Annotated in this window: 19 protein-coding genes and 1 pseudogene; 19 read left to right on the top strand and 1 reads right to left on the bottom strand. The window is 69.5% G+C overall.

The genetic code is table 11. The features are described 5' to 3' along the window. The 10 genes and pseudogenes from A5771_RS04260 to A5771_RS04215 form a co-directional block, all read left to right on the top strand. Positions 1-1,227 (top strand): annotated as a pseudogene (locus A5771_RS04260) (aminotransferase class I/II-fold pyridoxal phosphate-dependent enzyme); the annotation flags it as partial. 152 nt (positions 1,228-1,379) lie between these two features. Further along, entirely contained in the window at positions 1,380-2,120 is a 741-nt protein-coding gene (locus tag A5771_RS04255; protein WP_064853938.1) for a GntR family transcriptional regulator, read from the top strand. After that, the gene (locus A5771_RS04250; protein WP_064853937.1) at positions 2,117-2,344 is read left to right on the top strand and encodes a 4Fe-4S dicluster domain-containing protein; all 228 of its coding nucleotides are present in this window, start codon (positions 2,117-2,119) and stop codon (positions 2,342-2,344) included. Before A5771_RS04255 ends, A5771_RS04250 begins: the two co-directional genes overlap by 4 nt. Before the next feature lie 24 nt (positions 2,345-2,368). After that, a complete protein-coding gene (locus A5771_RS04245; protein WP_064853936.1) occupies positions 2,369-3,721 on the top strand; it encodes an ABC transporter substrate-binding protein in 1,353 nt (450 codons plus the stop codon). Continuing rightward, on the top strand, positions 3,718-4,572 hold the full coding sequence (locus A5771_RS04240) for an ABC transporter permease (protein ID WP_064853935.1): 855 nt from the start codon (positions 3,718-3,720) through the stop codon (positions 4,570-4,572). Before A5771_RS04245 ends, A5771_RS04240 begins: the two co-directional genes overlap by 4 nt. After that, positions 4,569-5,300, top strand: a complete 732-nt coding sequence (locus A5771_RS04235) for an ABC transporter ATP-binding protein (protein WP_064853934.1) — start codon at positions 4,569-4,571, stop codon at positions 5,298-5,300. The genes A5771_RS04240 and A5771_RS04235 overlap by 4 nt, the downstream gene beginning before the upstream one ends. After that, positions 5,297-7,999 (top strand): fumarate reductase/succinate dehydrogenase flavoprotein subunit, encoded by a 2,703-nt coding sequence (locus A5771_RS04230; protein ID WP_064853933.1) that lies wholly within the window; start codon positions 5,297-5,299, stop codon positions 7,997-7,999. Before A5771_RS04235 ends, A5771_RS04230 begins: the two co-directional genes overlap by 4 nt. 59 nt (positions 8,000-8,058) lie before the next feature. Continuing rightward, positions 8,059-8,619 carry a TetR/AcrR family transcriptional regulator gene (locus A5771_RS04225; protein WP_064853932.1) on the top strand — a complete coding sequence of 187 codons (561 nt, stop codon included), beginning with the start codon at positions 8,059-8,061 and terminating at the stop codon, positions 8,617-8,619. Between the two features lie 33 nt (positions 8,620-8,652). Continuing rightward, positions 8,653-9,801, top strand: coding sequence for an acyl-CoA dehydrogenase family protein (locus A5771_RS04220; protein ID WP_064853931.1), 1,149 nt, complete (start codon positions 8,653-8,655; stop codon positions 9,799-9,801). Between the two features lie 8 nt (positions 9,802-9,809). Beyond that, positions 9,810-10,448: an NAD(P)H-dependent oxidoreductase gene (locus A5771_RS04215; protein WP_064853965.1), complete on the top strand. Its 639-nt coding sequence runs from the start codon at positions 9,810-9,812 to the stop codon at positions 10,446-10,448. A 215-nt stretch (positions 10,449-10,663) separates the two neighbouring features. On the opposite strand, the gene A5771_RS04210 is transcribed toward A5771_RS04215, so the two are convergent. Continuing rightward, the gene (locus A5771_RS04210) at positions 10,664-11,866 is read right to left on the bottom strand and encodes a serine hydrolase domain-containing protein (protein ID WP_064853930.1); all 1,203 of its coding nucleotides are present in this window, start codon (positions 11,864-11,866) and stop codon (positions 10,664-10,666) included. A gap of 179 nt (positions 11,867-12,045) precedes the next feature. Here A5771_RS04210 and A5771_RS23250 point away from each other — a divergent pair, with 179 nt between their 5' ends. The 9 genes from A5771_RS23250 to pyrF all read left to right on the top strand — a co-directional run bounded on the left by A5771_RS23250 (position 12,046) and on the right by pyrF (position 23,654). Then, on the top strand, positions 12,046-14,187 hold the full coding sequence (locus A5771_RS23250) for a PGRS repeat-containing protein (protein WP_165612850.1): 2,142 nt from the start codon (positions 12,046-12,048) through the stop codon (positions 14,185-14,187). Between the two features lie 30 nt (positions 14,188-14,217). Next, a complete protein-coding gene (locus A5771_RS04200; protein WP_064853928.1) occupies positions 14,218-14,883 on the top strand; it encodes a hypothetical protein in 666 nt (221 codons plus the stop codon). Between the two features lie 107 nt (positions 14,884-14,990). Further along, positions 14,991-15,554 carry a bifunctional pyr operon transcriptional regulator/uracil phosphoribosyltransferase PyrR gene (gene pyrR, locus A5771_RS04195; RefSeq protein ID WP_064853927.1) on the top strand — a complete coding sequence of 188 codons (564 nt, stop codon included), beginning with the start codon at positions 14,991-14,993 and terminating at the stop codon, positions 15,552-15,554. Beyond that, positions 15,551-16,528, top strand: a complete 978-nt coding sequence (locus A5771_RS04190) for an aspartate carbamoyltransferase catalytic subunit (protein WP_064853926.1) — start codon at positions 15,551-15,553, stop codon at positions 16,526-16,528. The genes pyrR and A5771_RS04190 overlap by 4 nt, the downstream gene beginning before the upstream one ends. Next, positions 16,525-17,817 carry a dihydroorotase gene (locus tag A5771_RS04185; RefSeq protein ID WP_064853925.1) on the top strand — a complete coding sequence of 431 codons (1,293 nt, stop codon included), beginning with the start codon at positions 16,525-16,527 and terminating at the stop codon, positions 17,815-17,817. The genes A5771_RS04190 and A5771_RS04185 overlap by 4 nt, the downstream gene beginning before the upstream one ends. Continuing rightward, positions 17,814-18,365, top strand: a complete 552-nt coding sequence (locus tag A5771_RS04180) for a hypothetical protein (RefSeq protein WP_064853924.1) — start codon at positions 17,814-17,816, stop codon at positions 18,363-18,365. The genes A5771_RS04185 and A5771_RS04180 overlap by 4 nt, the downstream gene beginning before the upstream one ends. Beyond that, positions 18,362-19,486: a glutamine-hydrolyzing carbamoyl-phosphate synthase small subunit gene (gene carA, locus A5771_RS04175; protein ID WP_064853923.1), complete on the top strand. Its 1,125-nt coding sequence runs from the start codon at positions 18,362-18,364 to the stop codon at positions 19,484-19,486. The genes A5771_RS04180 and carA overlap by 4 nt, the downstream gene beginning before the upstream one ends. Beyond that, positions 19,486-22,827: a carbamoyl-phosphate synthase large subunit gene (gene carB, locus A5771_RS04170; protein WP_064853922.1), complete on the top strand. Its 3,342-nt coding sequence runs from the start codon at positions 19,486-19,488 to the stop codon at positions 22,825-22,827. The genes carA and carB overlap by 1 nt, the downstream gene beginning before the upstream one ends. Beyond that, complete coding sequence (gene pyrF, locus A5771_RS04165; protein WP_064853921.1) at positions 22,827-23,654, top strand: orotidine-5'-phosphate decarboxylase; 828 nt, start codon at positions 22,827-22,829, stop codon at positions 23,652-23,654. Before carB ends, pyrF begins: the two co-directional genes overlap by 1 nt. The last annotated feature ends 91 nt before the right edge of the window (positions 23,655-23,745 follow it).

Raw genomic sequence — 23,745 nt, 5'->3', positions numbered from 1 at the left:
GGCAAGGGGGGGGCGGGCGCGGGGGGGGCGGGGGCAAGGGGGGGGCGGGGGGCGGGGGCCGCCGCGGGGGGCGGCGGGGGCGCGGGCTGGGCGGGCGTCGACCGGGACCAGTGGAGCGAGCACCGTCTGCTGCCGGAACCCTCGGCGCGGGTGCGGGTCTATGCGACCCACTCCACCCACAAGTCGCTGTCGGCGCTGCGCCAGGCGTCGATGATCCATGTGCGGGACCAGGATTTCAACGCGCTGGCCCGTGAATCGTTCACCGAGGCGTTTCTGACCCACACCTCCACCTCGCCGAATCAGCAGCTGCTGGCATCGCTGGACCTGGCCCGCCGGCAGGTCGACATCGAGGGCTTCCACATGGTGCGCCGGGTCTACGACATGGCGCTGGTGTTTCGCCACCGGGTCCGCAAGGACCGGCTGATCAGCAAGTGGTTTCGCATCCTCGACGAGGACGATCTGGTGCCCGACCGGTTCCGGACATCCACGGTCAGCTCCTACCGGCAGGTCCGCCAGGGTGCACTGGCGGAGTGGAATGAGGCCTGGCGTTCCGACGAGTTCGTGCTCGACCCGACCAGGGTCACCTTGTTCGTCGGCAAGACCGGCATGAGCGGCTACGACTTCCGCGAGAAGATCCTCATGAACAGATTCGGAATTCAGATCAACAAGACCTCGATCAACTCGGTGCTGCTGATCTTCACCATCGGCGTCACCTGGTCGTCCGTGCACTACCTGCTCGACGCCCTGCGCCGGGTCGCTATCGACCTGGACCGGGTCTGGAATGCGGCCAGCACCGACGATCGTGCGCTGCAGCAGCGCCGAATCGTCGAGATCACCGAGGATCTGCCGCCGCTGCCCGACTTCAGCGAGTTCGATCACGCGTTTCGGCCCGACGCCGCAAGCCCTTTCGGGGATATGCGGTCGGCGTTCTACGGCGGCTACGAGGAGTCCGACCGCGAGCATGTGCTGCTCGGGGACGCCGGCCGCCGGGTCGCCGACGGCAAGGCTCTGGTGTCGACCACCTTCGTGGTGCCGTATCCGCCCGGCTTCCCGGTGTTGGTCCCCGGACAGGTGATCTCCAAGGACATCCTGTATTTCCTGGCCGAAATCGACATCAAGGAGATCCACGGCTACAACCCCGAGCTGGGGCTGGCCGTGTTCACCCCAGAAGCCCTGGCGCGGTATGCGCAAGCTCCCGGCAGCGGTTCGCCTCACCACGATTGTTAACCGGCCCGACGGCGCCGCTGCGGCGCAATGCCGATGCGGCGACCGGTTTCCGCTGGCAGTCGGGTGTTGCCTGGTGGCGTAATGAATCAGCCCGCTGATCAGCAGGATTCGCTGTGCTGCCGTGACCGGCGCGGCACCCTTAGCGTGTCTGCATGGCCGAAGCCCGACTCGCAGCACAGCCGATCCGCCGCGCGGACCGGGCGCGGCAGGTCGCCGACGTCCTGCGCCACCAGATCCACGGCGGTGCCTACGACGACGGTCTGCCCGGGGAACCGGAGCTGGCCGCCGAATTCGCCGCCTCCCGCAACATCATTCGTGAGGCACTGGCCGTCCTGAAGGCCGAAGGGCTGATTCACCGGGGACCCAGAACCGGCACTCGTGTGGCGCAGCACAAATTGGATCATGGCCTGGACGCACTGCTCGGCCTGCAGGAGACCTTCCACGGTCAAGAGGTGCGCAACGAAGTGCGGGTGGCCACCACGGTGTCGGCCCCTCCGTCGGTGGCCCGGCGGCTCTTGCTCGACCCCGGCGCGCAGGTGGTGTTCATCGAACGGCTGCGTTACCTCGATGACGTGCCGCTGAGCCTGGATCAGACCTATCTGGCACCCGATATCGGCGCCGCCGTGCTGGCCCACCCGCTGGAGACCAACGATGTCTTCCCGCTGCTCGAGCGGATCAGCGGCCAGCATCTCGGAGCCGCCGGCCTGGCGCTGGAGGCGATTCCGGCGGACCCGCACTCGGCGGCACTGCTGCAGATTCCCGACGGCGCGGCGCTGCTGATGCTGGAGCGCCTCACCAGCCTGGCCGACGGCAGGCCCGTCGACCTCGAATATATCCGGATGCGCGGTGACCGGGTCACCATGCGCGGCAACCTGACAAGGAGCACTCCATGACGCTGATCAACGGCCGGTCCGACGTTCCGGTGACCATCGACGAGTCGCTGTGCATCGAGGGCTGCACGCTGTGCGTCGACATCTGCCCGCTGGATTCGTTGGCGATCAACCCGGACAACGGCAAGGCCTTCATGCACGTCGACGAGTGCTGGTACTGCGGACCGTGCGCCGCCCGGTGCCCTACCGGTGCGGTCACCGTCAATATGCCCTACCTCCTCCGCTGAATGCACTGACCACCAAGGTGTTACATGAAGAGAACCGTGATCGCACTGGCTTTCACCGCCGTCATCGCGGCTGGCTGCTCGCTGGACTCCACCGCCCCGGGTGATTCCGTCGACGTGGTGGTGGGCTACCAGTCCAAGACCATCAACACCGCGACCGCCGGAACCTTGCTGCGCGCCCGCGGCTACCTGGAGCACCGGCTCGCCGACATCACCGCGCGCACCGGCACCAAATACCGGGTGGAATGGCAGGACTACGACACCGGCGCACCGATCACCGCGCAGATGCTCGCCGAGAAGATCGACATCGGCTCGATGGGCGACTACCCGATGCTCGTCAACGGGGTCAGGACCCAGACCAATGCGCAGGCCCGCACCCAGCTGGTCTCGGTGACCGGCTACCACCCCGCCGGCGCGCTGAACATGGTGGTGGTGGCACCGGATTCACCGGCCGACACACTGACGGACCTGGCGGGGGCCAAGGTCTCGGCCAGCGTGGGATCAGCCGGGCATGGCACCCTGCTGCGTGCCCTGGCCGGCACCGGCGCCCACGTCGAGGTGCTCAACCAGCAACCCCAGGTCGGCGCCTCGTCGCTGGAATCCGGTCAGGTGCAGGGTCTGTCCCAGTTCGTGGCTTGGCCCGGACTACTGGTCTATCAGGGCCGGGCGAAACTTCTCTACGACGGTGCCGAGCTCAATTATCCGACCCTGCACGGGGTGGTGGTGCGTCGCGCCTACGCGCAGAACCACCCCGAAGTGCTCGGCGCGTTTCTGCAGGCTCAGTTTGACGCCACCGAATTCCTCAACCGCAAACCGTTGGAGGCTGCCCGGATCGTCGCCGCGGACAGCGGGCTGCCGCAAGAGGTCGTCTACCTCTACAACGGGCCGGGCGGAACGTCGTTCGACACCACCCTCAAGCCGGCACTGGTGGAGGCGTTGAAGAACGACGTGCCCTACCTGAAGTCGATCGGCGACTTCGCCGACCTCGACGTGGACGGCTTCGTCTCCGACGAGCCGCTGCGTGCGGCGTTCGCCGAGCGAAAAGTCGACTACGACAAGGCGGTCGCCGCCCTCGACACACCCCCGACGACCGGTGGCGAGCTCTGGCTGCAGAAATCGGACACCACTGTGACGGTTGCCGATCCGACCGCGCTGCTCGAGGCAGCGCGGGCCGCGAACGCCCGCGGCGACCACGTCCGGGCGGCCTACATCCACGATGCCGAGTTGGGAACCCGCTGGTTCGCCGACAAGTCCGCGTGGGTCCGCGATGGTGGGCGCTACCTCCCGTTCGACACCACCGCGGGCGCGCAACGCTACCTCGCCGCGCACCCCGGCGCCGTCGTGCTGGACTACCAGCAGGCCCTGGCGGGCGCGGCATGACCGCGGTCATCGCCGGTGCCGGTGCCCCCGCGGCGACGGTCCCGGCCGACGCGGCACCACACCGGCCGCGCTCGGCCCGGCGGTCCTGGCTGCTGCGGCTGACCTCGGTGGCCGCCGCAATCGGCTTGTGGCAGTTGCTGACCGCCGCCGACGTGCGGTGGTGGCTGCGATTCGACACCCTGCCCACCGTCGACGAGATCTTCACGACTCTGGTCCGCCGGCTGGGCACGGACGTGTACTGGTTGGACCTGGCGCAGTCGCTGATCCGGATCCTCACCGGCTTCGGGCTGGCCGCGGCGGCCGGGTTGGCCACCGGCATCCTGCTGGGCCGCTCCCGGGTAGCGGCCGACGTGGTTGGACCGCTCACCGAACTGGTCCGGCCCATCCCGGCGATCGCTTTGGTTCCGGTGGCGATCCTGCTGTTTCCGGCCAGCGAGCAGGGCATCGTGTTCATCACGTTCCTGGCCGCGTTCTTCCCGATCCTGGTCAGCACCCGCCACGCGGTGCGCGCGCTGCCGACGCTGTGGGAGGACTCGGTCCGCACCCTGGGCGGCCGGCGTTGGGATGTGTTGAGCCAGGTGGTGGTTCCGGGGATTCTGCCGGGCATGTTCGGCGGTCTGTCGGTCGGGATGGGGGTGTCGTGGATCTGTGTGATCTCCGCAGAGATGATCTCCGGCCGCCTCGGTATCGGGTATCGCACCTGGCAGGCCTACACCGTGCTGGCCTACCCGGATGTGTTCGTCGGGATCATCACCATCGGTGTGCTGGGCTTCGCCACCTCGGCGGCGGTGGAGGTGGTCGGACGCCGGCTGACCCGCTGGTTGCCCCGGAGTGAGGAGAACGCGCGATGACGTCCGGCATGAGTCTGACCCTGGACCGGGTCCGGCTGTCCTACACCGGTTCCCCGGTGATCGACGAGCTGAGCCTGGCCGTGCGCCCCGGCGAGATCCTGGTGCTGACCGGACCGTCCGGATGCGGCAAGTCGACGGTGCTGCGCGCCCTGGCCGGGCTGCTGGCACCCGAGCGCGGACAGGTGCTGGCCGACGACGCCTTGGTGAGCACCACCTCGGGTGACCGTGGTGTGGTCTTCCAGGACAACGCATTGCTGCCCTGGCGTTCGGTGCGGTCCAACATCGAGCTGGCGTTGCGGCTGCGCGGTGTGCCCCGCACCGGGCGGCGGGCCCAGGCTGAGCGCTGGATCGCCGAGCTGGGGCTGGACGGGTTCGGCGGCTATCTGCCCAAAAGCCTCTCCGGCGGGATGCGCCAACGGGTCCAGTTGGCCCGCGGGCTGGCCGGCGCGCCACGCGCGGTGATGATGGACGAGCCGTTCGGGGCGCTGGACAGCGCGACTCGCGCCGCCATGCAGGCGCTGCTGATCGGCACCTGGCGCACCCACCCGACCACGATCGTGTTCGTCACCCACGACGTCGACGAGGCGCTGGCGCTCGGCGATCGGGTGGCGGTGCTGGGCCGCGCCGGGCAGCCGCTGCGAGCCCTGGTCAACGTCCCCGAACCGCGCAGCGGCCGAACCGAACCCAACCTGCGCGCCGAACTGCTTGCCGCATTGGACTATTCATGACTGCGATACCTGATGCCGCACGGCCGCTGCGGCTGGACTGCGATGTGCTGGTAATCGGCGGCGGCACCGCCGGCACCATGGCCGCCCTGACCGCCGCCGAGCACGGCGCCCGGGTGCTGCTGCTGGAAAAGGCCCATGTGCGCCACTCCGGCGCGTTGGCGATGGGCATGGACGGCGTCAACAACGCGGTCATCCCCGGCAAGGCCGAACCCGAAGACTATGTCGCCGAGATCACCCGCGCCAACGACGGAATCGTCAACCAGCGCACCGTGTACCAGACCGCCACCCGCGGCTTCGCCATGGTGCAGCGGCTGGAACGCTACGGCGTGAAGTTCGAGAAGGACGAACACGGCGAGTACGCAGTGCGCCGGGTGCACCGCTCCGGTTCCTACGTGTTGCCGATGCCCGAAGGCAAGGACGTCAAGAAGGCGCTCTACCGCGTCCTGCGGCAACGTACGATGCGCGAGAAGATCCGCATCGAGAACCGGTTGATGCCGGTACGGGTGCTCACCCACGGTGGCCGTGCGGTCGGGGCGGCCGCATTGCACACCCGCACCGGCGAATTCGTCGCGGTAGGAGCCAAGGCGGTGGTGCTGGCCACCGGGCCGTGCGGCCGGCTGGGCCTACCGGCCTCGGGCTACCTGTATGGCACCTACGAGAACCCGACCAACGCCGGCGACGGCTATTCGATGGCCTACCACGCCGGTGCCGAGCTGTCCGGCATCGAATGCTTCCAGGTCAACCCGCTGATCAAGGACTACAACGGACCGGCCTGCGCGTATGTGGCCAACCCGTTCGGCGGCTACCAGGTCAATGCGCTGGGGGAGCGCTTCGTGGACTCCGACTACTGGTCCGGCCAGATGATGGCCGAGGTCAAATCGGAGATCGACTCCGCGCGCGGCCCGATCTACCTCAAGGTGTCGCACCTTTCCGATGAGACGCTCTCGGCGCTGGAGAACATTCTGCACACCACCGAGCGGCCCACCCGCGGGACCTTCCACGCCAATCGCGGCCATGACTACCGCACCCACGACGTGGAGATGCACATTTCCGAGATCGGGTTGTGCTCTGGGCATTCCGCATCGGGAGTGTGGGTCGACGAGCACGCCCGCACCACCGTGCCCGGGCTGTACGCGGCGGGCGATCTCGCCTGCGTGCCGCACAACTACATGATCGGCGCCTTCGTGTTCGGCGACCTGGCCGGCGCGCACGCGGCGTCCACGTTGGCCGATACCGCGGCCCCGCAGGGGCTTCCGGCCGACCAGCTCGCCGAGGCGCACGAGCTGATCTACCGCCCGCTGCGCCACCCCGACGGCCCGCCGCAGCCGCAGGTGGAGTACAAGCTGCGCCGGTTCGTCAACGACTATGTGGCGCCGCCCAAGACCGCCGCCAAACTGTCGCTGGCGGTGCATACCTTCGAGCGGATGCGCACCGAAATCGCCGAGATGGGCGCCCGCAGCCCGCATGAGTTGATGCGCGCGGTCGAGGTGTCGTTCATCCGGGACTGCGCCGAGCTGGCGGCCCGGACGTCGCTGACGCGCACCGAATCGCGCTGGGGCCTTTACCACGAGCGGGCCGATCTGCCCGGCCGCGACGACTCGCAGTGGGGCTATCACCTCAATGTGCGAAAAGGTGCCGACGGCGCAATGGAATTCCTCAAACGCCCGGTTGCACCGTATTTCGTCGAGGTGCCCGAGTTCGACGGGCTGCCGCCGGCCGACCAGGCGGTGCACCCGGTGTCGCAGCCGCCGCTGCTGGGCGGCCAGGCGCCGTCGACCGCACGGTCGCGGGTCACCTCGCCGGGCGCCTCGCACCCGCCGTCGCCGCGGATCGCGGCCGTCGTCGCCCTGGAGGAACCGACGCTGGCCGAACTCGCCGATTTCCTCGGCGATCCCGACCCCGGGGTGCGTCGCACCGCGGTGGCCGCCCTGACCGAACACACCGCGGAGGGATACGAATCCGCATTGTTCGACGCGCTCGCCGACGAGGACGCCGCCGTGCGGCGCAGCGCCGCCGACGGTGTGCGGGAACTGGTCGAAGTGGTGGCCGATCCGGCGGCGGCGAGCGCTCAGCTGGACTCCGGTGATCCGGTGGTGCGCGCCTGCGTGGTGTATCTGTTAGCCAGCCGGCGCGTCGGTGACCCAGCGCGATATCGCCGTGCGTTGGCCGATCCGGACCATCGGGTGCGCATCGAGGCGGTGCGTGCGCTGGTCTCGGTCGACGACGCGTCGGCGGTGGCCACCGCCGCCGGTGACGGCAACCGGGAGGTGCGGATCGCGGTCGCCAACGCGTGCGCGACATTGCGGGCCGGGGGCGAGACCCTCCGTCGGCTGATCGGTGACCCGGATCCGCTGGTGCGCGCCGCAGCACTGGCCGCTCTGGGCGACGTGGGTTGTGGTCAAGCAGATCTCGCCGCGGTGGAACCGGCACTGGTCGAGTCGGCGTGGCAGGTGCGGGTGGGTGCGGTACGGGCGATGGGCGGGTCGCACGCCACGGTGGCGGTGCCACGCCTGAGCGCGGCTCTCGGTGACCCTCACCTCGACGTCCGCAAAGCCGCGGTGCTGGGGCTGACACGCTGGGCCGCAGCGGACGTCGCTGCCCGCGACGCGTTGAGCATCGCGGTGAAGGACAGTGACGCCGATGTGCGCGCCTACGCGCGTCGCGCACTGCAGGAAGCGGGCTTGCACACCGACGTCTAGGTGATCGGCAACTGGGAAACTCCTGTGCAGCACGGGCCGGGTCAGTACCCTGACTCGGCATGGCCGAAGAGTCCGCCAATCCGCGGCTGTCCGTGCAGGACTGGGTGCAGGCCGGGTTCGGCATTCTGGCCGAGGACGGGCTCAAAGCCCTGACCATCGACCGGCTCTGCCGACGCCTGCGAGTCACCAAGGGCAGTTTCTACTGGCACTTCGCCGATATGAAGACCTACCGGCAGGTGCTGGTCGACACCTGGGCCGCGGTCCGCGACGAGGACCGCGGGGACTTCGATGCGCTGTCGGTGCTGCCTCCGCGCGAACGGCTCTCGCGGATGATGACCTCGCTGGTCGGGCCGCGGCACTGGATGCTGGAACGCGCGATGCGCGAATGGGCCCGCTCGGAGGACGCCGTCGCCGAGGCGGTGCGCGCGTCGGATCGCCGGGTGCTCAAGGCGGTTCGACAGGTCTTTGTCGATGAGGGCTTCGATACCGAGGAGTCCGACATGCGCGCCAACGCCACGTTCGCCGCCGGCATCGGGTTCCTGCACCTGTCCGGATCTCGGCCCAGCCCGCGCGCCGTGGGTCGCCGCGAACAGTTCCTGGACGTCATGCTGCGGCACTGATTTCCATACTAAAAGGTATGGTAGGGTCCGGGGATGACGACGGCGCCGACCGCGGAGTTCATCGAGCGCTTGGCCGAACGCGCCGCGGCAGCCGAGGAACTGCGCCGGCTGCCGACCGCCACCATCGAGGACTACCGGCGCTCCGGGCTGGCCGGTCTGCTGCTACCGGCCCGCTACGGCGGGCAGCAGGCGGAGTTTCCGGAGATTCTCGACCCGATCCGCCGCATGGCGCACGGCTGCGCATCCAGTGCCTGGACGCTGGGGTTCTACACCCTGCACAACTGGATGCTCGCGCTCTTCGGCGAGCGGGCGCAGGACGAAGTCTTCGCCTCCGGGCCGGTGCTGTGTCCCGCGCCGTTGGCGCCGACCGGCCGCGGCACCCCCGACGGCGACGGGATCCGGCTTTCCGGGCGGTGGTCCTGGGCCACCGGGGTGGCCGATGCCGACTGGACTCTGGTCGGCGCGATCTGCGGGACTGAGGACGCGCCGTACCCGGCGCTGGTGCTGCTGCCGGCATCCGATATTCGCATCGAGGACGTATGGCACACCGCGGGAATGCGGGCGACCGGTTCCAACGACGTCGTCGTCGAGGATGTCTGGGTACCGCAGCACCGGCTGGTCAAAGTCGTCGACATCTACTCCGGGACCGCGCCGGGAGCCGCCCTGCACGACGCCTCGGCCTACCGGTGGCCGATGGTCCCGGCGCTGGCACTGGTGGCCGCGATGCCCGCGCTGGGCTCGGCCGAACGGGTCGCCGACCTCTACGCTCAGCGGCTCGGGGAGCGCGTACTGGCGTATTCCGGTGCGGCACAGAAGAATCAGCCCGCCGCGCAGATCCGCCTCGGTGACGCACGGGTGCGGTTGAGCGCGCTGCGCGGGCTGCGCGATATCACCGTGGCCCGGTTTCAGGAAGCGGTCGACCGTGGCGAACGGATCGGCCGAGCGGTTCGGGCCGAAGCGCGCGCCGCAGCCGCGCATATCGTGCACGAATCCCGCGCGGTGATCGCCGATCTGCTCGAAGCTTCCGGGGCGAGCGTGCATTTCGTCGACAACCCGCTGCAACGGATCAAACGTGACGTCGACATCATCTGCGGTCACGTCGTCTTCGACTACGACGTGGCGCGTGAGCTGGCCGGCGCGCTGGAGGTCGGCGTGAAGGTCTCGCCGATCTCGATGATCTGATGTCCGTCATGAAGACTCTCTGGGTGGAGGCCAGTCCCAAGCAAGAACACTCGCTGTCGTCGTCGCTGGCCCGGGCGTTCCTGGACGCCGCGCCCGCCGCCGCGGTCGGCGACGTCGAACGGTTCTCGGTGTGGACCGACGAGATGGTCATGTTCGGGCGGGAGGCCGCTCTTGCCAAGTTCGCACCGCTCTACGGCGAACGACGTACACCCGAGCAGAACCAGATCTGGTCGAACGTGTTGGCTGAGATCGAGCGGGTACGGTCGTTCGACCGGCTGGTGGTGTCCTCGCCGATGTGGAATTGGCATGTGCCGCATGCCTTGAAGGCGTGGATCGACGTCATTGTCCAACCGATGGCCAGCTTCACGGTCAACGAACATGGTGAGCACGTGGGCACGTTGGGCGACGGCAAACCGGTCCAGCTCATCTTGACCCGCTCCAGCGCCTATGACGGCAGCCGCCACGATCTGCAGGATTTTCAGCGGCCCTACCTGGAGTACGTGTTCACCATGCTGGGCTACCGGGTCGAGACCCTGGTGTTCGAGCCGACGACTCGATGGACCGCCGAGGAGCGGACGCAGCTGCGCGAGGCCGCCCTGGAGCGGGCACACCTGGCGGGCCGGCAGCTCGCGGGGGAGAGCCGCTAGCCCAGAACTCGCCCGGGCTCAGGTCGGCTCAGAGGAATACGAGAGTTGCCCGCCTCTGAGCGACAACTGCGGGGGCGTGGACGAGCCACTTGTTGTCGCTCGGAAATGGGATGCCCAGTCGGAATCTGACGACATGACATGGGCGTGTCGCGTCGTGAAATTCCGACTCGCGGCCGGCAGGCCGGGAACGCGGCTGACCGTAAGCTAGGTCAGGGTCACAAACCCAGCGCGCGGTAGGTTCGGCGCACGAACTTCGGTTGCGCGACCCGCAGTTTGGCGACCGAGGTGTTGCCCGCGACGGCCGCGGCCGACTCGGTGGACAACGTCGGTGCGTTCTGAATCAGGTACAGCAGGATCAGGTCCGCGGCCGGATCGGCCTGCCACCAGGTGCCGTAGGCGCCCGGCCAGCTGAACGCCCCCGCGCCGCCCGGCCCGAACAGCGGCTGTGACTTGGCCGGATCGGTCACCACCGACAGATTGAGTCCGAAGCCGCGGCCGACCCAGAACGGCGCGCCCAGAAACGGGTGTCGTTTCTGGGTGTCGGTGAGCCGGTCGGTGCGCATCGCTCGCGCCGATTCCGCCGAAATCACCCGGGTGCCGTCGAACACGCCGTCCGCCAGCAACATTCGCGCGAAAGCCAGGTAGTCGTCGGCGGTGGACATCAGCCCGCCCCCGGCGTTGGGAAACGCCGGCATGGTGATCGGCATCGGACCCATCGCGTCGTCGCGCAGCGTGTCGCCGTCGAGGCGGTACATGGTGGCGCTGCGCCCGCGGAGCTCCGGGGAGACGCAGAACCCGGTGCCGGCCATCCCCAGCGGTCCCAGGATCCGCTCGTCGAGCACCTGCGGCAGCGGCTTGCCCTCGATCCGGGACAGCACCACACCCAGCACGTCGATGCCGTGCCCGTAGGTCACCCGCTCGCCGGGCTGATCCACCAACGGCAGCGCGGCCAGCGCCGCCAGCCAGGCCTCCGGACCGCGCCCGAACGGCAGCCGCTGATACTCACGCGCGATCGGGCCGGACACCGAGAATCCGTAGCCGATCCCGCAGCGGTGCGTCATCAGATCCTCGATGGTGAGCGCTCGCTGGGCCGGAGTAGTCCGATCCAGCGGCCCGGCCCGGTCGATCAGGACGCTTGGCGCGGCGAACTCCGGCAGCCAGTGGGCGACCGGGTCGGTCAGGCGCAGCCGGCCTTCATCGACCAGGGTCATGGCGGTGGCGACGGTGATCGGTTTGGTCATCGAGGCGATCCGGAACACCGTGTCGCGGGACATCGGAAGGCGGGCCCCGACATCGCGGTAGCCGATCTCATTGACTTGCAGCACCTGCCCGCGCTGCCACACCAGCGTCACCACCCCGGCGAGCAGGCCGGCGTCGCAGGCCTCCCGGAGGGACGCCTGGTTCGGGTCGAGATTCACCCGGCCCAGGCTAGCGGTGCTCACTTTCCCCGCGCGCGGGCGTGTTCCCGGTCGCCACGCCCGCCGTGTACGGGCACCGGGCCGGCGCTCGAAATGCAGTGGCCTCACTTCCGTGATAGGAAAGCGGCGTGAAGATCTCAGGTTGGCTTAAGGTGAATGGGTCCGCGTCGGCTCGGCGAGTGGCTGCTGCGGGAGCATCCGTCGGGGCGTTGGCGGCGTTCGGATTGGCGCCGACAGCCCACGCCGACTTCGATGATTTTATGGCCGACCTGCTGGACCCGACCGCGTGGGGCACCCTGTTCGACCCTGGGTACTGGGACGGGCCGGACCCGGCTTCGACGCTCGACCTCGCGTCGTTGTTCGCCGGCGATGACCTACCCGGCGCGGCCGTCGATACTGAATTCGCCGACTGGTTCCAGAACGACTTCTATCTGCCGCTGCATGCTGCGATGCAGGACTGGATCGACAGCCCGTCCGGTGGACAGCTCAGCGACTTCATCAACCCACTGTTTGCTTTCGGGGGCTCTTGTGGCCTGATCTGCAACGGCGTCGATGGCACTGAAACTGATGTTGATGGCGGCAATGGCGGCTGGATCTTCGGTGACGGCGGCACCGGCTGGAGCAGCACGGAGGACGGCGTTGCGGGCGGCGCCGGCGGTGCCGGCGGCTGGCTGGGCAACGGCGGCGCGGGAGGTGACGGCGGCGCCGGGGCCGACGGCGGTGCCGGCGGGGCTGGGAACTGGATCGGCAACGGTGGCGCCGGCGGTAACGGCGGGACCGGTCTGGATGGGCTGCACGCGGGCGACGGCGGCAACGGCGGCGCCGGTGGCCGTAGCGGAATGTTGTTCAGCACCAACGGCGATGGCGGCAACGGTGGCAACGGCGGTGCCTCGGTGGGCGACGGCGGAACCGGTGGTGCCGGCGGCAACGGTGGAGCCAGCGGTCGCGCCCCGGGGATCTATGCGATCGGTACTGCCGGCGGCAATGGCGGAAACGGTGGCAACGGCGGCAGCGCTGACGGTGTCGGCAGCACCGGCGGTGCCGGCGGGGACGGCGGCATGAGCAGTCAGTCAGGCTATTGGCTGACCAGAGACGCCGGCGCCGGCGGCAATGGTGGCAACGGCGGTGCTGCCACCGGCGCCGACAGCATCGCTGGTAACGGCGGCAATGGCGGTAGGGGTGGGTTCTCCGCCGGCCTCGGAAACATTGACGGCGGCACCGGCGGCAACGGTGGCAATGGCGGCGCAGCCATCGGCGACGGCAGTACCGCCGGCAATGGTGGTGTCGGTGGCCAAGGCGGCGCCGGCAGCGCCTCGGGTGGCGGCCGCGATGGTGGCGTCGGTGGCACCGGCGGCAATGGTGGCTCGGCCCAGGGTGTCGGCAGCACCGCCGGTAATGGCGGTGACGGCGGTATCGGAGGCCCCGGCAGTGCCCTGGGTAGCGGCCGCGACGGCGGCGTCGGCGGTAACGGCGGTACCGGCGGCGCGGCCAGCGGCATCGACAGCACCGCGGGTAATGGAGGGAACGGTGGTAGCGGCGGCCTCGGCAGCGCTCTGGGCAACAGCCGGGATGGTGGAGCGGGCGGCAACGGCGGTGGTGGTGGTGAGGCCAGCGGTGCCGGCAGCGTCGCCGGGGCCGGGGGCAACGGTGGCGCCGGCGGCATGACCAGCCCTCTGACTGGCGGCCGTAACGGTGGCGACGGCGGCATCGGCGGCAACGGTGGAGATGGCACTGATGGCGGGGCCGCCAGCCATGGTGGTGCGGGCGGCATAGGCGGCGGCGCCGGCTTGGGGGCCACCGGTCATGGCGGCAACGGTGGTGCCGGCGGCAACGGCGGCGTCAGCGACGGGGGCGTCGGCGGCACGGGTGGCCGGGGCGGAGAAGGCAACAGCACCGCCGGCTCGATGCACGCCGGCGGGGGAGGTGGTGGCGGCGGCGGTGCCGGCACCGCAGGACAGGGTGGTGACGGCGGCAACGGCGGCAACGGCGGCATTGGAGCTGCATCTCCAAATGGGTCCGATGGCCTGGGCGGGACCGGCGGAACCGGCGGGACCGGCGGAAGCGCCGACGGCGGAGTCGGAGGCGTCGGCGGCAATGGTGGCAACGGCGGCTCCAACCCGCTCGGCGCCCCGGGCGGCAGCGGTGGCAACGGCGGAAACGGCGGCCAGGTCGGCCCCGAGGGCAACGGCGCCGGAGGCGACGGCGGCAACGGCGGATGGAATTCCCAGCACCCCGGCGGCAACGGCGGCAACGGCGGTGCCGACGGAACGCCAGGAACGCCTGGAGTTGATGGCGCGTCCGCCCCGAACCCGGTCGGCTGACCGAACAGCCGAAGCGAATGGAGCGGCGCCGTGCAGATCGCTCGTTGGCGGCTCACCGCTGTGCTCGTACTGCTCCTCTGTGTCGTGCTGCCGGTCGCCCCTCCCGCGGCTGCCATGGTGATCTTGGGCGGTGGGGCGGTGATCGTCGTCGACGGCAACAACTACTGCACCTTGACCACCATCGGACGCGACCGGGCCGGTGACGTGGTGGGCTTCACCGGAGCGCAGTGCGGCGGGCCAGGGGCAGCCGTCGCAGTCGCGGGAAGAGACTCCACCGTGGGCACCGTGGTGGCCGTCAACGGCGACCTTCGCTACGCGGTGATCAAGTTCGACGCGCCCGATCTCATCCCGGTGTCCGACTACGGCGGCACCGTGATCAACGGCATCGGTCCAGACCCGGAGTTCAATTCGCTCGTCTGCAAATACGGGCCCGCCACCCCAGGCATCTGCGATGGCATAAGAAGCGACGGCTGGCCGCGCATGCAGATGTGGGGGCAATTTGAGGCGGGCGATGTCGGAGCCCCGGTAACCATGGACGGCCTGCTGGTCGGCATGGTCGACGCCGGCGGCATCGTCTGGGGCGGCAGGTACACCCCTCCTCGGGCGGTTACATACCTGACAAAGGCCAGCGCGATCCTCGATGACGTCAACGCCGGCGACGGACCGGGCAGCGGATTCGTCCCGATCGGAAACTGACGAAGCTCGCGCGGGCCAGGGACGCGGCGGGTGCTAGGCTACCCGGCAGTTCGACATCCTTTAACGATCCGTCCCGCGAGGCGGAGAAGGAGGTCCAGCGGTTTCCCATGGGCGCTGCCGGTAATTCCAGCACCGACCGAGAGTTGATGTCCTCGGCGGATGTGAATCGCACTATTTCGCGTATCGCGCACCAGATCATCGAGAAGACCGCTCTTGACGGCTCCGACGCGCCGAAGGTGGTGCTGCTGGGCATCCCGACCCGCGGAGTAACGCTGGCCGCTCGGCTGGCCGCCAAGATCAGCGAATTCTGCGGGGTCGACATCGGCCACGGCGCCCTGGACATCACCCTCTACCGCGACGATCTGATGCGCCAGCCACCGCGGCCCCTGGAGACCACTTCCATCCCGGCCGGCGGCATCGACGACGCACTGGTGATCCTGGTCGACGATGTGCTTTACGCCGGCCGGTCGGTGCGGGCCGCCCTCGATGCGCTGCGCGACGTGGGCCGGCCCCGGATCGTGCAGCTGGCGGTGCTGGTCGACCGCGGCCACCGCGAACTGCCGGTGCGCGCCGACTATGTCGGCAAGAACGTCCCGACCGCGCGCGGCGAGAGCGTGCACGTGCTGCTGGCCGAACACGACGGCCGCGATCAGGTGGTGATCACCCGATGACCGCCCGGCACCTGCTGGCCGCCGGCGACCTGAGCCTTGATCAGGCCACCGCGATCCTCGACGACGCCGACCGGTTCGCCGAAGCCCTGGTCGGGCGCGAGGTCAAGAAGCTGCCCACCCTGCGCGGACGCACCGTGATCACTATGTTCTACGAGAACTCCACCCGCACCCGGGTCTCGTTCGAGGTCGCCGGCAAGTGGATGAGCGCCGACGTGATCAACGTGTCCGCGTCGGGATCCTCGGTGAACAAAGGAGAGTCGCTGCGCGACACCGCTTTCACGTTGCGCGCCGCCGGCGCCGACGCGCTCATCATCCGGCACCCGTCCTCGGGGGCGGCACACCTGCTCGCCGAGTGGACCACGGGCGCCGAGGAAACCGGCCCGTCGGTGATCAACGCCGGCGACGGCACCCACGAACACCCGACCCAGGCCCTGCTGGACGCGCTGACCCTGCGCCAGCGGCTAGGCGGCATCGAGGGCCGGCGGGTGGTGATCGTCGGCGACATCGTGCACAGCCGAGTGGCCCGCTCCAACGTGCAACTGCTGGCCACCCTCGGCGCCGAGGTGGTGCTGGTCGCCCCGCCGACGCTGCTGCCGGTCGGGGTGGCCGACTGGCCGGTGACCGTGAGCTACGACTTCGACGCTGAGCTGCCCGCTGCCGACGCGGTGCTGATGCTGCGGGTGCAGGCCGAGCGGATGACCGGCGGCTTCTTCCCGTCGACGCGCGAGTATTCGGTGCGTTACGGGCTCTCGGAGAAGCGCCGGACGATGTTAGCCGACGACGCAGTGGTGTTGCACCCCGGTCCGATGCTGCGCGGCATGGAAATTGCCTCGTCGGTGGCGGACTCGTCACAATCTGCGGTGCTGCAACAGGTTTCCAACGGCGTGCACGTGCGAATGGCGGTGCTGTTCCATCTGCTGGTGGGCAGCGAATCCGCGGGGTCGGCGGCGTCGTCTGGGGAGGTGGAGTTGTGAGCGTGCTGATCCGCGGGGTGCGGTGCTATGGCGAAGGCGCCCCCGTCGACGTGCTGGTGCAAGACGGCCAGATCGCCGAGATCGGTGCCGCCCTGGCTGCACCGGCCGGTTGTGACGTTATCGACGCACCCGGTCAGGTGCTGCTGCCCGGATTCGTGGACCTGCACACCCACCTGCGGGAACCGGGTCGCGAATACACCGAGGACATCGAAACCGGCTCGGTGGCAGCGGCTCTGGGTGGCTACACCGCGGTGTTCGCGATGGCCAACACCACGCCGGTGGCCGACTCCCCGGTGGTCACCGACCATGTCTGGGCGCGCGGTCAGCAGATCGGCCTGGTCGATGTGCACCCGGTCGGCGCCGTCACCGTCGGACTCGGTGGCACCCAGCTGACCGAGATGGGCATGATGGCCGCCGGCGCCGCGGGGGTACGGATGTTCTCCGACGACGGTGTCTGCGTGGCCGATCCGCTGGTGATGCGCCGCGCCCTGGAGTACGCCACCGGCCTGGGCGTGCTGATCGCCCAGCATGCCGAGGAACCCCGGCTGACCGTCGGCTCGGTCGCCCACGAGGGGCCCAACGCCGCCCGGCTGGGACTGTCCGGCTGGCCGCGCGTCGCCGAGGAGTCGATCGTGGCCCGCGACGCCCTGCTGGCCCGCGACGCCGGTGCTCGCCTGCACATCTGCCACGCGTCCACCGCCGGCACCGTAGAGCTCCTCAAATGGGCGAAAGCGCAAGGAATCTCGGTGACCGCCGAAGTCACCCCGCATCATCTGATGCTTGACGACAGCCGGCTGGCCGACTACGACGGGCGCAACCGGGTCAACCCGCCGCTACGTGAGGCCTCCGACGCGGCCGCGCTGCGTCAGGCCTTGGCCGACGGTGTCATCGACTGCGTGGCCACCGACCACGCCCCGCATGCCGATCACGAGAAGACCTGCGAGTTCGCCGCCGCCCGGCCCGGGATGCTCGGGCTGCAGACTGCCCTGTCGGTGGTGGTGACCACCATGGTCGAGCCGGGTCTGCTGACCTGGCGCGACGTGGCTCGGGTGATGAGCGAGCGGCCCGCGGAGATCGTCGGCCTGCCCGATCAGGGCCGGCCGCTGGAGGTGGGCGAGCCGGCCAACCTGACGGTGGTGGACGCGCAAGCGAGTTGGGTGGTGACCGGCGAGCAGCTGGCCAGCCGCTCGGCCAACACCCCGTATGAGGCGATGACCCTTCCCGCCACCGTCACCGCGACGCTGCTGCGTGGCCGGGTGACCGCCCGGGATGGGAAGTGTCCGGCATGAACACCCCGACGATGGTCGCCTCGCTGATCTTCGCGTTCGTGCTGGTGGTGCTGATCGGATTGGTGATCCGGTTGATGATGCGCGGCTGGCGGCACCGCGGCCAGTTGCAGGAGGCCTTGATCGGCACGCTGCCGCCGGTGCCCGACACCGTAGGACCGCCCACCGTCGCCCCGACCCGCGGCCTGTATCTGGGCTGCACCTTGGCGCCGAAGTGGAACGACCGGGTGGTGGTCGGTGACCTTGGTTATCGCACCAAGGCGGTGCTGACCCGTTACCCGGAGGGAATCATGGTGCAGCGCAGTGGCGCCCGGCCGATCTGGATTCCGCAGGACTCGGTGGTCGCGGTCCGCACGGAACGCGGCATCGCCGGCCGCACGATTCCTTCCTTGCCCACCCGACCCTACGACGGCGTGCTGGCGATCCGCTGGCGACTGCCGTCGGGCACCGAGATGGACACCGGCTTCCGTGCCGACGACCGTACCGACCACCGCCGCTGGCTGGGCACCGGCGACGATGCTGAACGAACCGATGAGGACGGAGACCGATGAGCAACGCGCGTGCCGCCCTGGTCCTCGAGGACGGCCGGATCTTCACCGGAAGGCCGTTCGGAGCCGTGGGCCAGAGCCTGGGCGAGGCGGTGTTCTCCACCGGCATGTCCGGCTACCAGGAGACGCTGACCGACCCCAGCTACCACCGCCAGATCGTGGTGGCCACCGCCCCGCAGATCGGTAACACCGGGTGGAACCGCGAGGACGGTGAGAGCCGCGACGACAAGATCTGGGTGGCCGGCTACGTGGTCCGCGACCCGTCGCCGCTGGCCTCGAACTGGCGCGCCAGCGGCACCCTGGAAGACGAACTGGTGCGCCAGGACATCGTCGGGGTGGCCGGGATCGACACCCGCACCGTGGTGCGCCACCTGCGCAACCACGGCACGATGAAAGCCGGGGTGTTCTCCGGTGACGCGCTGGCAACGCCCGAGGAGTTGGTGAGCCGGGTGCGAGAGCAGCCGTCGATGCTCGGCGCCGACCTCGCCGGGCAGGTCAGTACCGACACCGAGTACGTCGTGGAGCCCGATGGGTCACACCGGTTCACCGTCGCCGCACTGGATCTGGGCATCAAGACCAACACACCGCGTAACTTCGCCCGGCGCGGGATCCGCAGCCATGTGCTGCCGTCGTCGGTGGACTTCGCTGCGATCGCCGCGCTGAAGCCCGACGGGGTGTTCTTGTCCAACGGCCCCGGTGACCCGGCCACCGCCGACCACGTGGTCGCGGTGACCCGCGAAGTCCTGGGCGCCGGGATCCCGCTGTTCGGAATCTGTTTCGGCAACCAGATCCTGGGCCGGGCCCTGGGTTTGAACACCTACAAGATGGTCTTCGGTCACCGGGGCATCAACATCCCGGTGATCGACCACGCCACCGGCCGGGTGGCGGTGACCGCGCAGAACCACGGCTTCGCCTTGGAGGGTGAAGCAGGCCAGCGCTTCGACACCGATTTCGGTGCGGCGGTGGTAAGCCACACCTGCGCCAACGACGGGGTCGTCGAGGGCGTGAAACTGGCTGACGGCCGGGCTTTCTCGGTGCAGTACCACCCGGAGGCCGCGGCCGGACCGCACGACGCGGAATACCTGTTCGACCAGTTCGTCGACCTGATGGCAGGAGAGAAGTAATGCCGCGCCGTACCGACCTGCACCACGTGCTGGTGATCGGCTCCGGGCCGATCGTGATCGGCCAGGCCTGCGAGTTCGACTACTCCGGCACCCAGGCGTGCCGGGTGCTCAAGGCAGAGGGCCTGCAGGTGAGCCTGGTCAACTCCAATCCGGCGACGATCATGACCGACCCGGAGTACGCCGATAACACCTATGTCGAGCCCATCACTTGGGAGTTCGTCGAGAAGGTGCTCGCCCAGCAGGCCGAACGCGGCAACAAGGTCGACGCGCTGCTGGCCACCCTGGGCGGGCAGACCGCGCTGAACACCGCCGTGGCGCTGCACGAGCAGGGGGTGCTGGAACGCTACGGCGTCGAGCTGATCGGTGCCGACTTCGATGCCATTCAGCGCGGCGAGGACCGCCAGCAGTTCAAGGACATCGTCGCCCGCGTCGGCGGCGAATCGGCCCGCTCCCGAGTCTGCTACACCATGGCCGAGGTTGAGGAGACCGTCGCCGAACTGGGTCTGCCCGTCGTGGTGCGGCCCTCTTTCACCATGGGCGGGTTGGGTTCCGGGCTGGCGGCCAGCCTCGAGGAGGTGGCCCGGATGGCCGGCGACGGGTTGGCGGCCTCACCGACGGCCAACGTGCTGATCGAGGAATCCATCTACGGGTGGAAGGAATTCGAGCTCGAGCTGATGCGCGACGGCAACGACAACGTCGTCGTGGTCTGCTCGATCGAGAACGTCGACCCGATGGGCGTGCATACCGGTGACTCGGTGACCGTCGCCCCGGCGATGACGCTGACCGACCGGGAATACCAGACGATGCGGGACCTGGGCATCGCGATTCTGCGCGAGGTCGGGGTGGACACCGGCGGCTGCAACATCCAGTTCGCGGTGGACCCGAAAGACGGCCGGCTCATCGTGATCGAGATGAACCCGCGGGTGTCCCGGTCGAGCGCGCTGGCGTCCAAGGCCACCGGCTTCCCGATCGCCAAGATCGCCGCCAAGCTCGCCATCGGCTACACCCTCGACGAGATCCTCAACGACATCACCGGAAAGACCCCGGCCTGTTTCGAGCCGGCACTGGACTACGTCGTGGTCAAGGCCCCGCGCTTCGCGTTCGAGAAGTTCCCCGGCGCCGACCCGCGGTTGACCACCACGATGAAGTCAGTGGGCGAAGCGATGTCGTTGGGCCGCAACTTCATCGAGTCACTCGGCAAGGTGATGCGGTCGCTGGAGACCGATCGGGCCGGGTTCTGGACCCAGCCCGACCCGGACGGCACGGCCCACGATGCGCTGGCCCGGCTGCGCACGCCCACCGAGGGCCGGCTCTACGACATCGAGCTGGCGCTGCGACTGGGCGCCAGCGTCGAGCAGGTCGCCGAGGCCTCCGGGGTGGACCCGTGGTTCGTCGAGCAGATCAACGGCCTGGTGGCGCTGCGCGCCGAGGTCGTCGACACCGCGGTGCTGGACGCGGATCTGCTGCGGCGCTGCAAATACAACGGGCTGTCCGATCATCAGATCGCCGCGCTGCGGCCCGAACTGGCCGGCGAGGACGGCGTGCGGCTGTTGCGGTCCCGGCTGGGGATTCACCCGGTCTTCAAGACCGTCGACACCTGCGCGGCGGAGTTCGAATCCCAAACGCCGTATCACTACAGCACTTTCGAGCTCGACCCGGCCGCCGAGACCGAGGTGGCGTCCCAGGACACCAAACCCAAGGTGCTCATCCTGGGCTCTGGCCCGAACCGGATCGGTCAGGGCATCGAGTTCGACTACAGCTGTGTGCACGCCGCGATCACCTTGAGCGAGGCCGGGTTCGAGACCGTGATGGTCAACTGCAACCCCGAAACGGTCTCCACCGACTACGACACCGCCGACCGGCTCTACTTCGAACCGCTGACGTTCGAGGACGTGCTCGAGGTGTACTACGCCGAACAGCAGTCCGGCCAGGGCGGCCCCGGGGTGGTCGGCGTCATCGTGCAACTGGGCGGGCAGACACCCTTGCGGCTGGCCCAGCGGCTGGCCGATGCCGGGGTGCCCATCGTGGGCACCAGCCCGGAGGCCATCGACCTGGCCGAGGACCGCGGCGCCTTCGGCGACGTGCTGGCAGCCGCCGGGCTGCCGGCGCCGCGCTACGGCACCGCCACCACTTTCGAGCAGGCCAGAAGGATCGCCGCCGACATCGGCTACCCGGTGCTGGTCCGGCCGTCGTACGTGCTGGGCGGGCGCGGCATGGAGATCGTCTACGACGAGGAGACGCTGCGCGGCTACATCACCCGGGCGGCATTGCTGACACCGGAACATCCGGTGCTGGTCGACCGGTTCCTGGAAGACGCCATCGAGATCGACGTCGACGCCCTGTGCGACGGCGTCGAGGTCTACATCGGCGGGGTCATGGAGCACATCGAGGAGGCCGGCATCCACTCCGGCGACTCGGCGTGCGCCCTGCCGCCGGTGACACTGGGCCGCAGCGACATCGAGAAGGTGCGCAGCGCCACCGAGGCCATCGCCCATGGCGTCGGGGTGGTGGGGCTGCTCAACGTGCAGTTCGCCCTCAAAGACGACGTGCTCTATGTGCTGGAGGCCAATCCGCGGGCCAGTCGCACGGTCCCGTTCGTGTCCAAGGCCACCGCGGTGCCGCTGGCCAAGGCCTGCGCGCGGGTCATGCTGGGCGCCACCATCGCCGAGCTGCGCGCCGAGGGCCTGCTGGCGGCCTCCGGTGACGGCGCCAGCGTCGGCCCGCACGCCCCGATCGCGGTCAAGGAGGCGGTGCTGCCCTTCCACCGCTTCCGCCGCGCGGACGGATCCGGCATCGACTCGCTGCTCGGCCCCGAGATGAAATCCACCGGCGAGGTGATGGGCATCGACCGCGACTTCGGCACCGCGTTCGCCAAGAGCCAGACCGCCGCCTACGGCTCGCTGCCCGTCGACGGCACGGTTTTCGTGTCGGTGGCCAACCACGACAAGCGTTCGCTGGTGTTCCCGGTCAAACGACTGGCGGATTTGGGCTTCCGAGTCCTGGCGACCGAGGGGACCGCGGAGATGCTGCGCCGCAACGGGATTCCCTGCGAGGTGGTGCGCAAGCACTTCGAGGAAGCCAGTGGAAGCGGTCCGTCGCCGTCGGCGGTGGACGTGATCCGGGCCGGTGAGGTCGACCTGGTGATCAACACCCCCTACGGCAACTCCGGACCGCGCGTGGACGGCTACGAGATCCGCGCGGCCGCGGTGAGCGTCAACATCCCCTGCGTGACTACCGTCCAGGGTGCGGCCGCGGCGGTGCAGGGTATCGAAGCCGGAATCCGCGGCGATATCGGGGTGCGTTCGCTGCAGGAGCTGCACAGCACGCTCGGCGGGCACTAGTGGCCGGCGGGGGTTTCGGCGCCCGGCTGGCCGAGGCGACCGCGACCCGCGGACCGCTGTGCCTGGGCATCGACCCGCACCCGGAACTGCTGAGCGCCTGGGGCCTGGCCTCGACACCGGACGGGCTGGCGGCATTCAGCGAGACCTGCGTCGCGGCGTTCGCCGGCTTCGCCGTCGTCAAACCGCAGGTGGCGTTCTTCGAGGCCTACGGCTCGGCCGGTTACGCGGTGCTGGAGCGCACGATCGCGGCGCTGCGCGAGGCCGGCGTGCTGGTGCTGGCCGACGCCAAGCGCGGTGACATCGGCTCGACGATGGCCGCCTACGCAGCCGCCTGGGCCGGTGAGTCACCGCTGGCCGCCGATGCGGTGACCGCCTCGCCGTACCTGGGCTTCGGCTCGCTGGCCCCGCTGCTGGATACCGCCGCCGCCCATCGGCGGGGCGTTTTCGTGCTGGCCGCCACCTCCAACCCGGAGGGGGCCGGTGTGCAGCGCGCCCTGACCGGCGGCCGCAGTGTGGCGCAGTCGATCATCGACGCCGCGGGTGAAGCCAACCGGGCGGCCGGCAGCGAGCCGGGCTCGGTCGGGGTGGTGGTCGGCGCAACGCTGCGGCAGGTGCCCGATCTGAGTAGGTTGGGCGGCCCGGTGCTGGTGCCGGGCATCGGGGCGCAGGGCGGACGCCCCGAGCAGCTGGCCGGACTCGGCGGGGCCGCTTGGGGCACCCTGCTGCCCGCGGTCTCCCGCGAGGTGCTGCGCGCCGGCCCCGACGTCGGGGCGCTGCGTGCGGCCGGGGAACGGCTCCGCGACGCCGTTGCGTATCTGGCAGGTTAGCGAGCCGAAAATCCAGCGGCGGGCCACCGATTCGGTGACCCGCCGCTGCGCATCAGGTACTGGGGCGACGCGGCTCCGCATCGGCCGATCT

It is taken from the genome of Mycolicibacter sinensis (assembly GCF_001667375.1).
Taxonomy (GTDB): Bacteria; Actinomycetota; Actinomycetes; order Mycobacteriales; family Mycobacteriaceae; genus Mycobacterium; species Mycobacterium sinense_A.
This window is presented reverse-complemented; position numbering and strand designations above follow the sequence as displayed.

Bases quoted from the DNA above. Each gene is read 5' to 3' on its own strand.
- A5771_RS04255 (WP_064853938.1), top strand. From the start codon at position 1,380: ATGGCCGAAGCCCGACTCGCAGCACAGCCGATCCGCCGCGCGGACCGG.
- A5771_RS04250 (WP_064853937.1), top strand. From the start codon at position 2,117: ATGACGCTGATCAACGGCCGGTCCGACGTTCCGGTGACCATCGACGAG.
- A5771_RS04245 (WP_064853936.1), top strand. From the start codon at position 2,369: ATGAAGAGAACCGTGATCGCACTGGCTTTCACCGCCGTCATCGCGGCT.
- A5771_RS04240 (WP_064853935.1), top strand. From the start codon at position 3,718: ATGACCGCGGTCATCGCCGGTGCCGGTGCCCCCGCGGCGACGGTCCCG.
- A5771_RS04235 (WP_064853934.1), top strand. From the start codon at position 4,569: ATGACGTCCGGCATGAGTCTGACCCTGGACCGGGTCCGGCTGTCCTAC.
- A5771_RS04230 (WP_064853933.1), top strand. From the start codon at position 5,297: ATGACTGCGATACCTGATGCCGCACGGCCGCTGCGGCTGGACTGCGAT.
- A5771_RS04225 (WP_064853932.1), top strand. From the start codon at position 8,059: ATGGCCGAAGAGTCCGCCAATCCGCGGCTGTCCGTGCAGGACTGGGTG.
- A5771_RS04220 (WP_064853931.1), top strand. From the start codon at position 8,653: ATGACGACGGCGCCGACCGCGGAGTTCATCGAGCGCTTGGCCGAACGC.
- A5771_RS04215 (WP_064853965.1), top strand. From the start codon at position 9,810: ATGAAGACTCTCTGGGTGGAGGCCAGTCCCAAGCAAGAACACTCGCTG.
- pyrR (WP_064853927.1), top strand. From the start codon at position 14,991: ATGGGCGCTGCCGGTAATTCCAGCACCGACCGAGAGTTGATGTCCTCG.
- A5771_RS04190 (WP_064853926.1), top strand. From the start codon at position 15,551: ATGACCGCCCGGCACCTGCTGGCCGCCGGCGACCTGAGCCTTGATCAG.
- A5771_RS04180 (WP_064853924.1), top strand. From the start codon at position 17,814: ATGAACACCCCGACGATGGTCGCCTCGCTGATCTTCGCGTTCGTGCTG.
- carA (WP_064853923.1), top strand. From the start codon at position 18,362: ATGAGCAACGCGCGTGCCGCCCTGGTCCTCGAGGACGGCCGGATCTTC.
- carB (WP_064853922.1), top strand. From the start codon at position 19,486: ATGCCGCGCCGTACCGACCTGCACCACGTGCTGGTGATCGGCTCCGGG.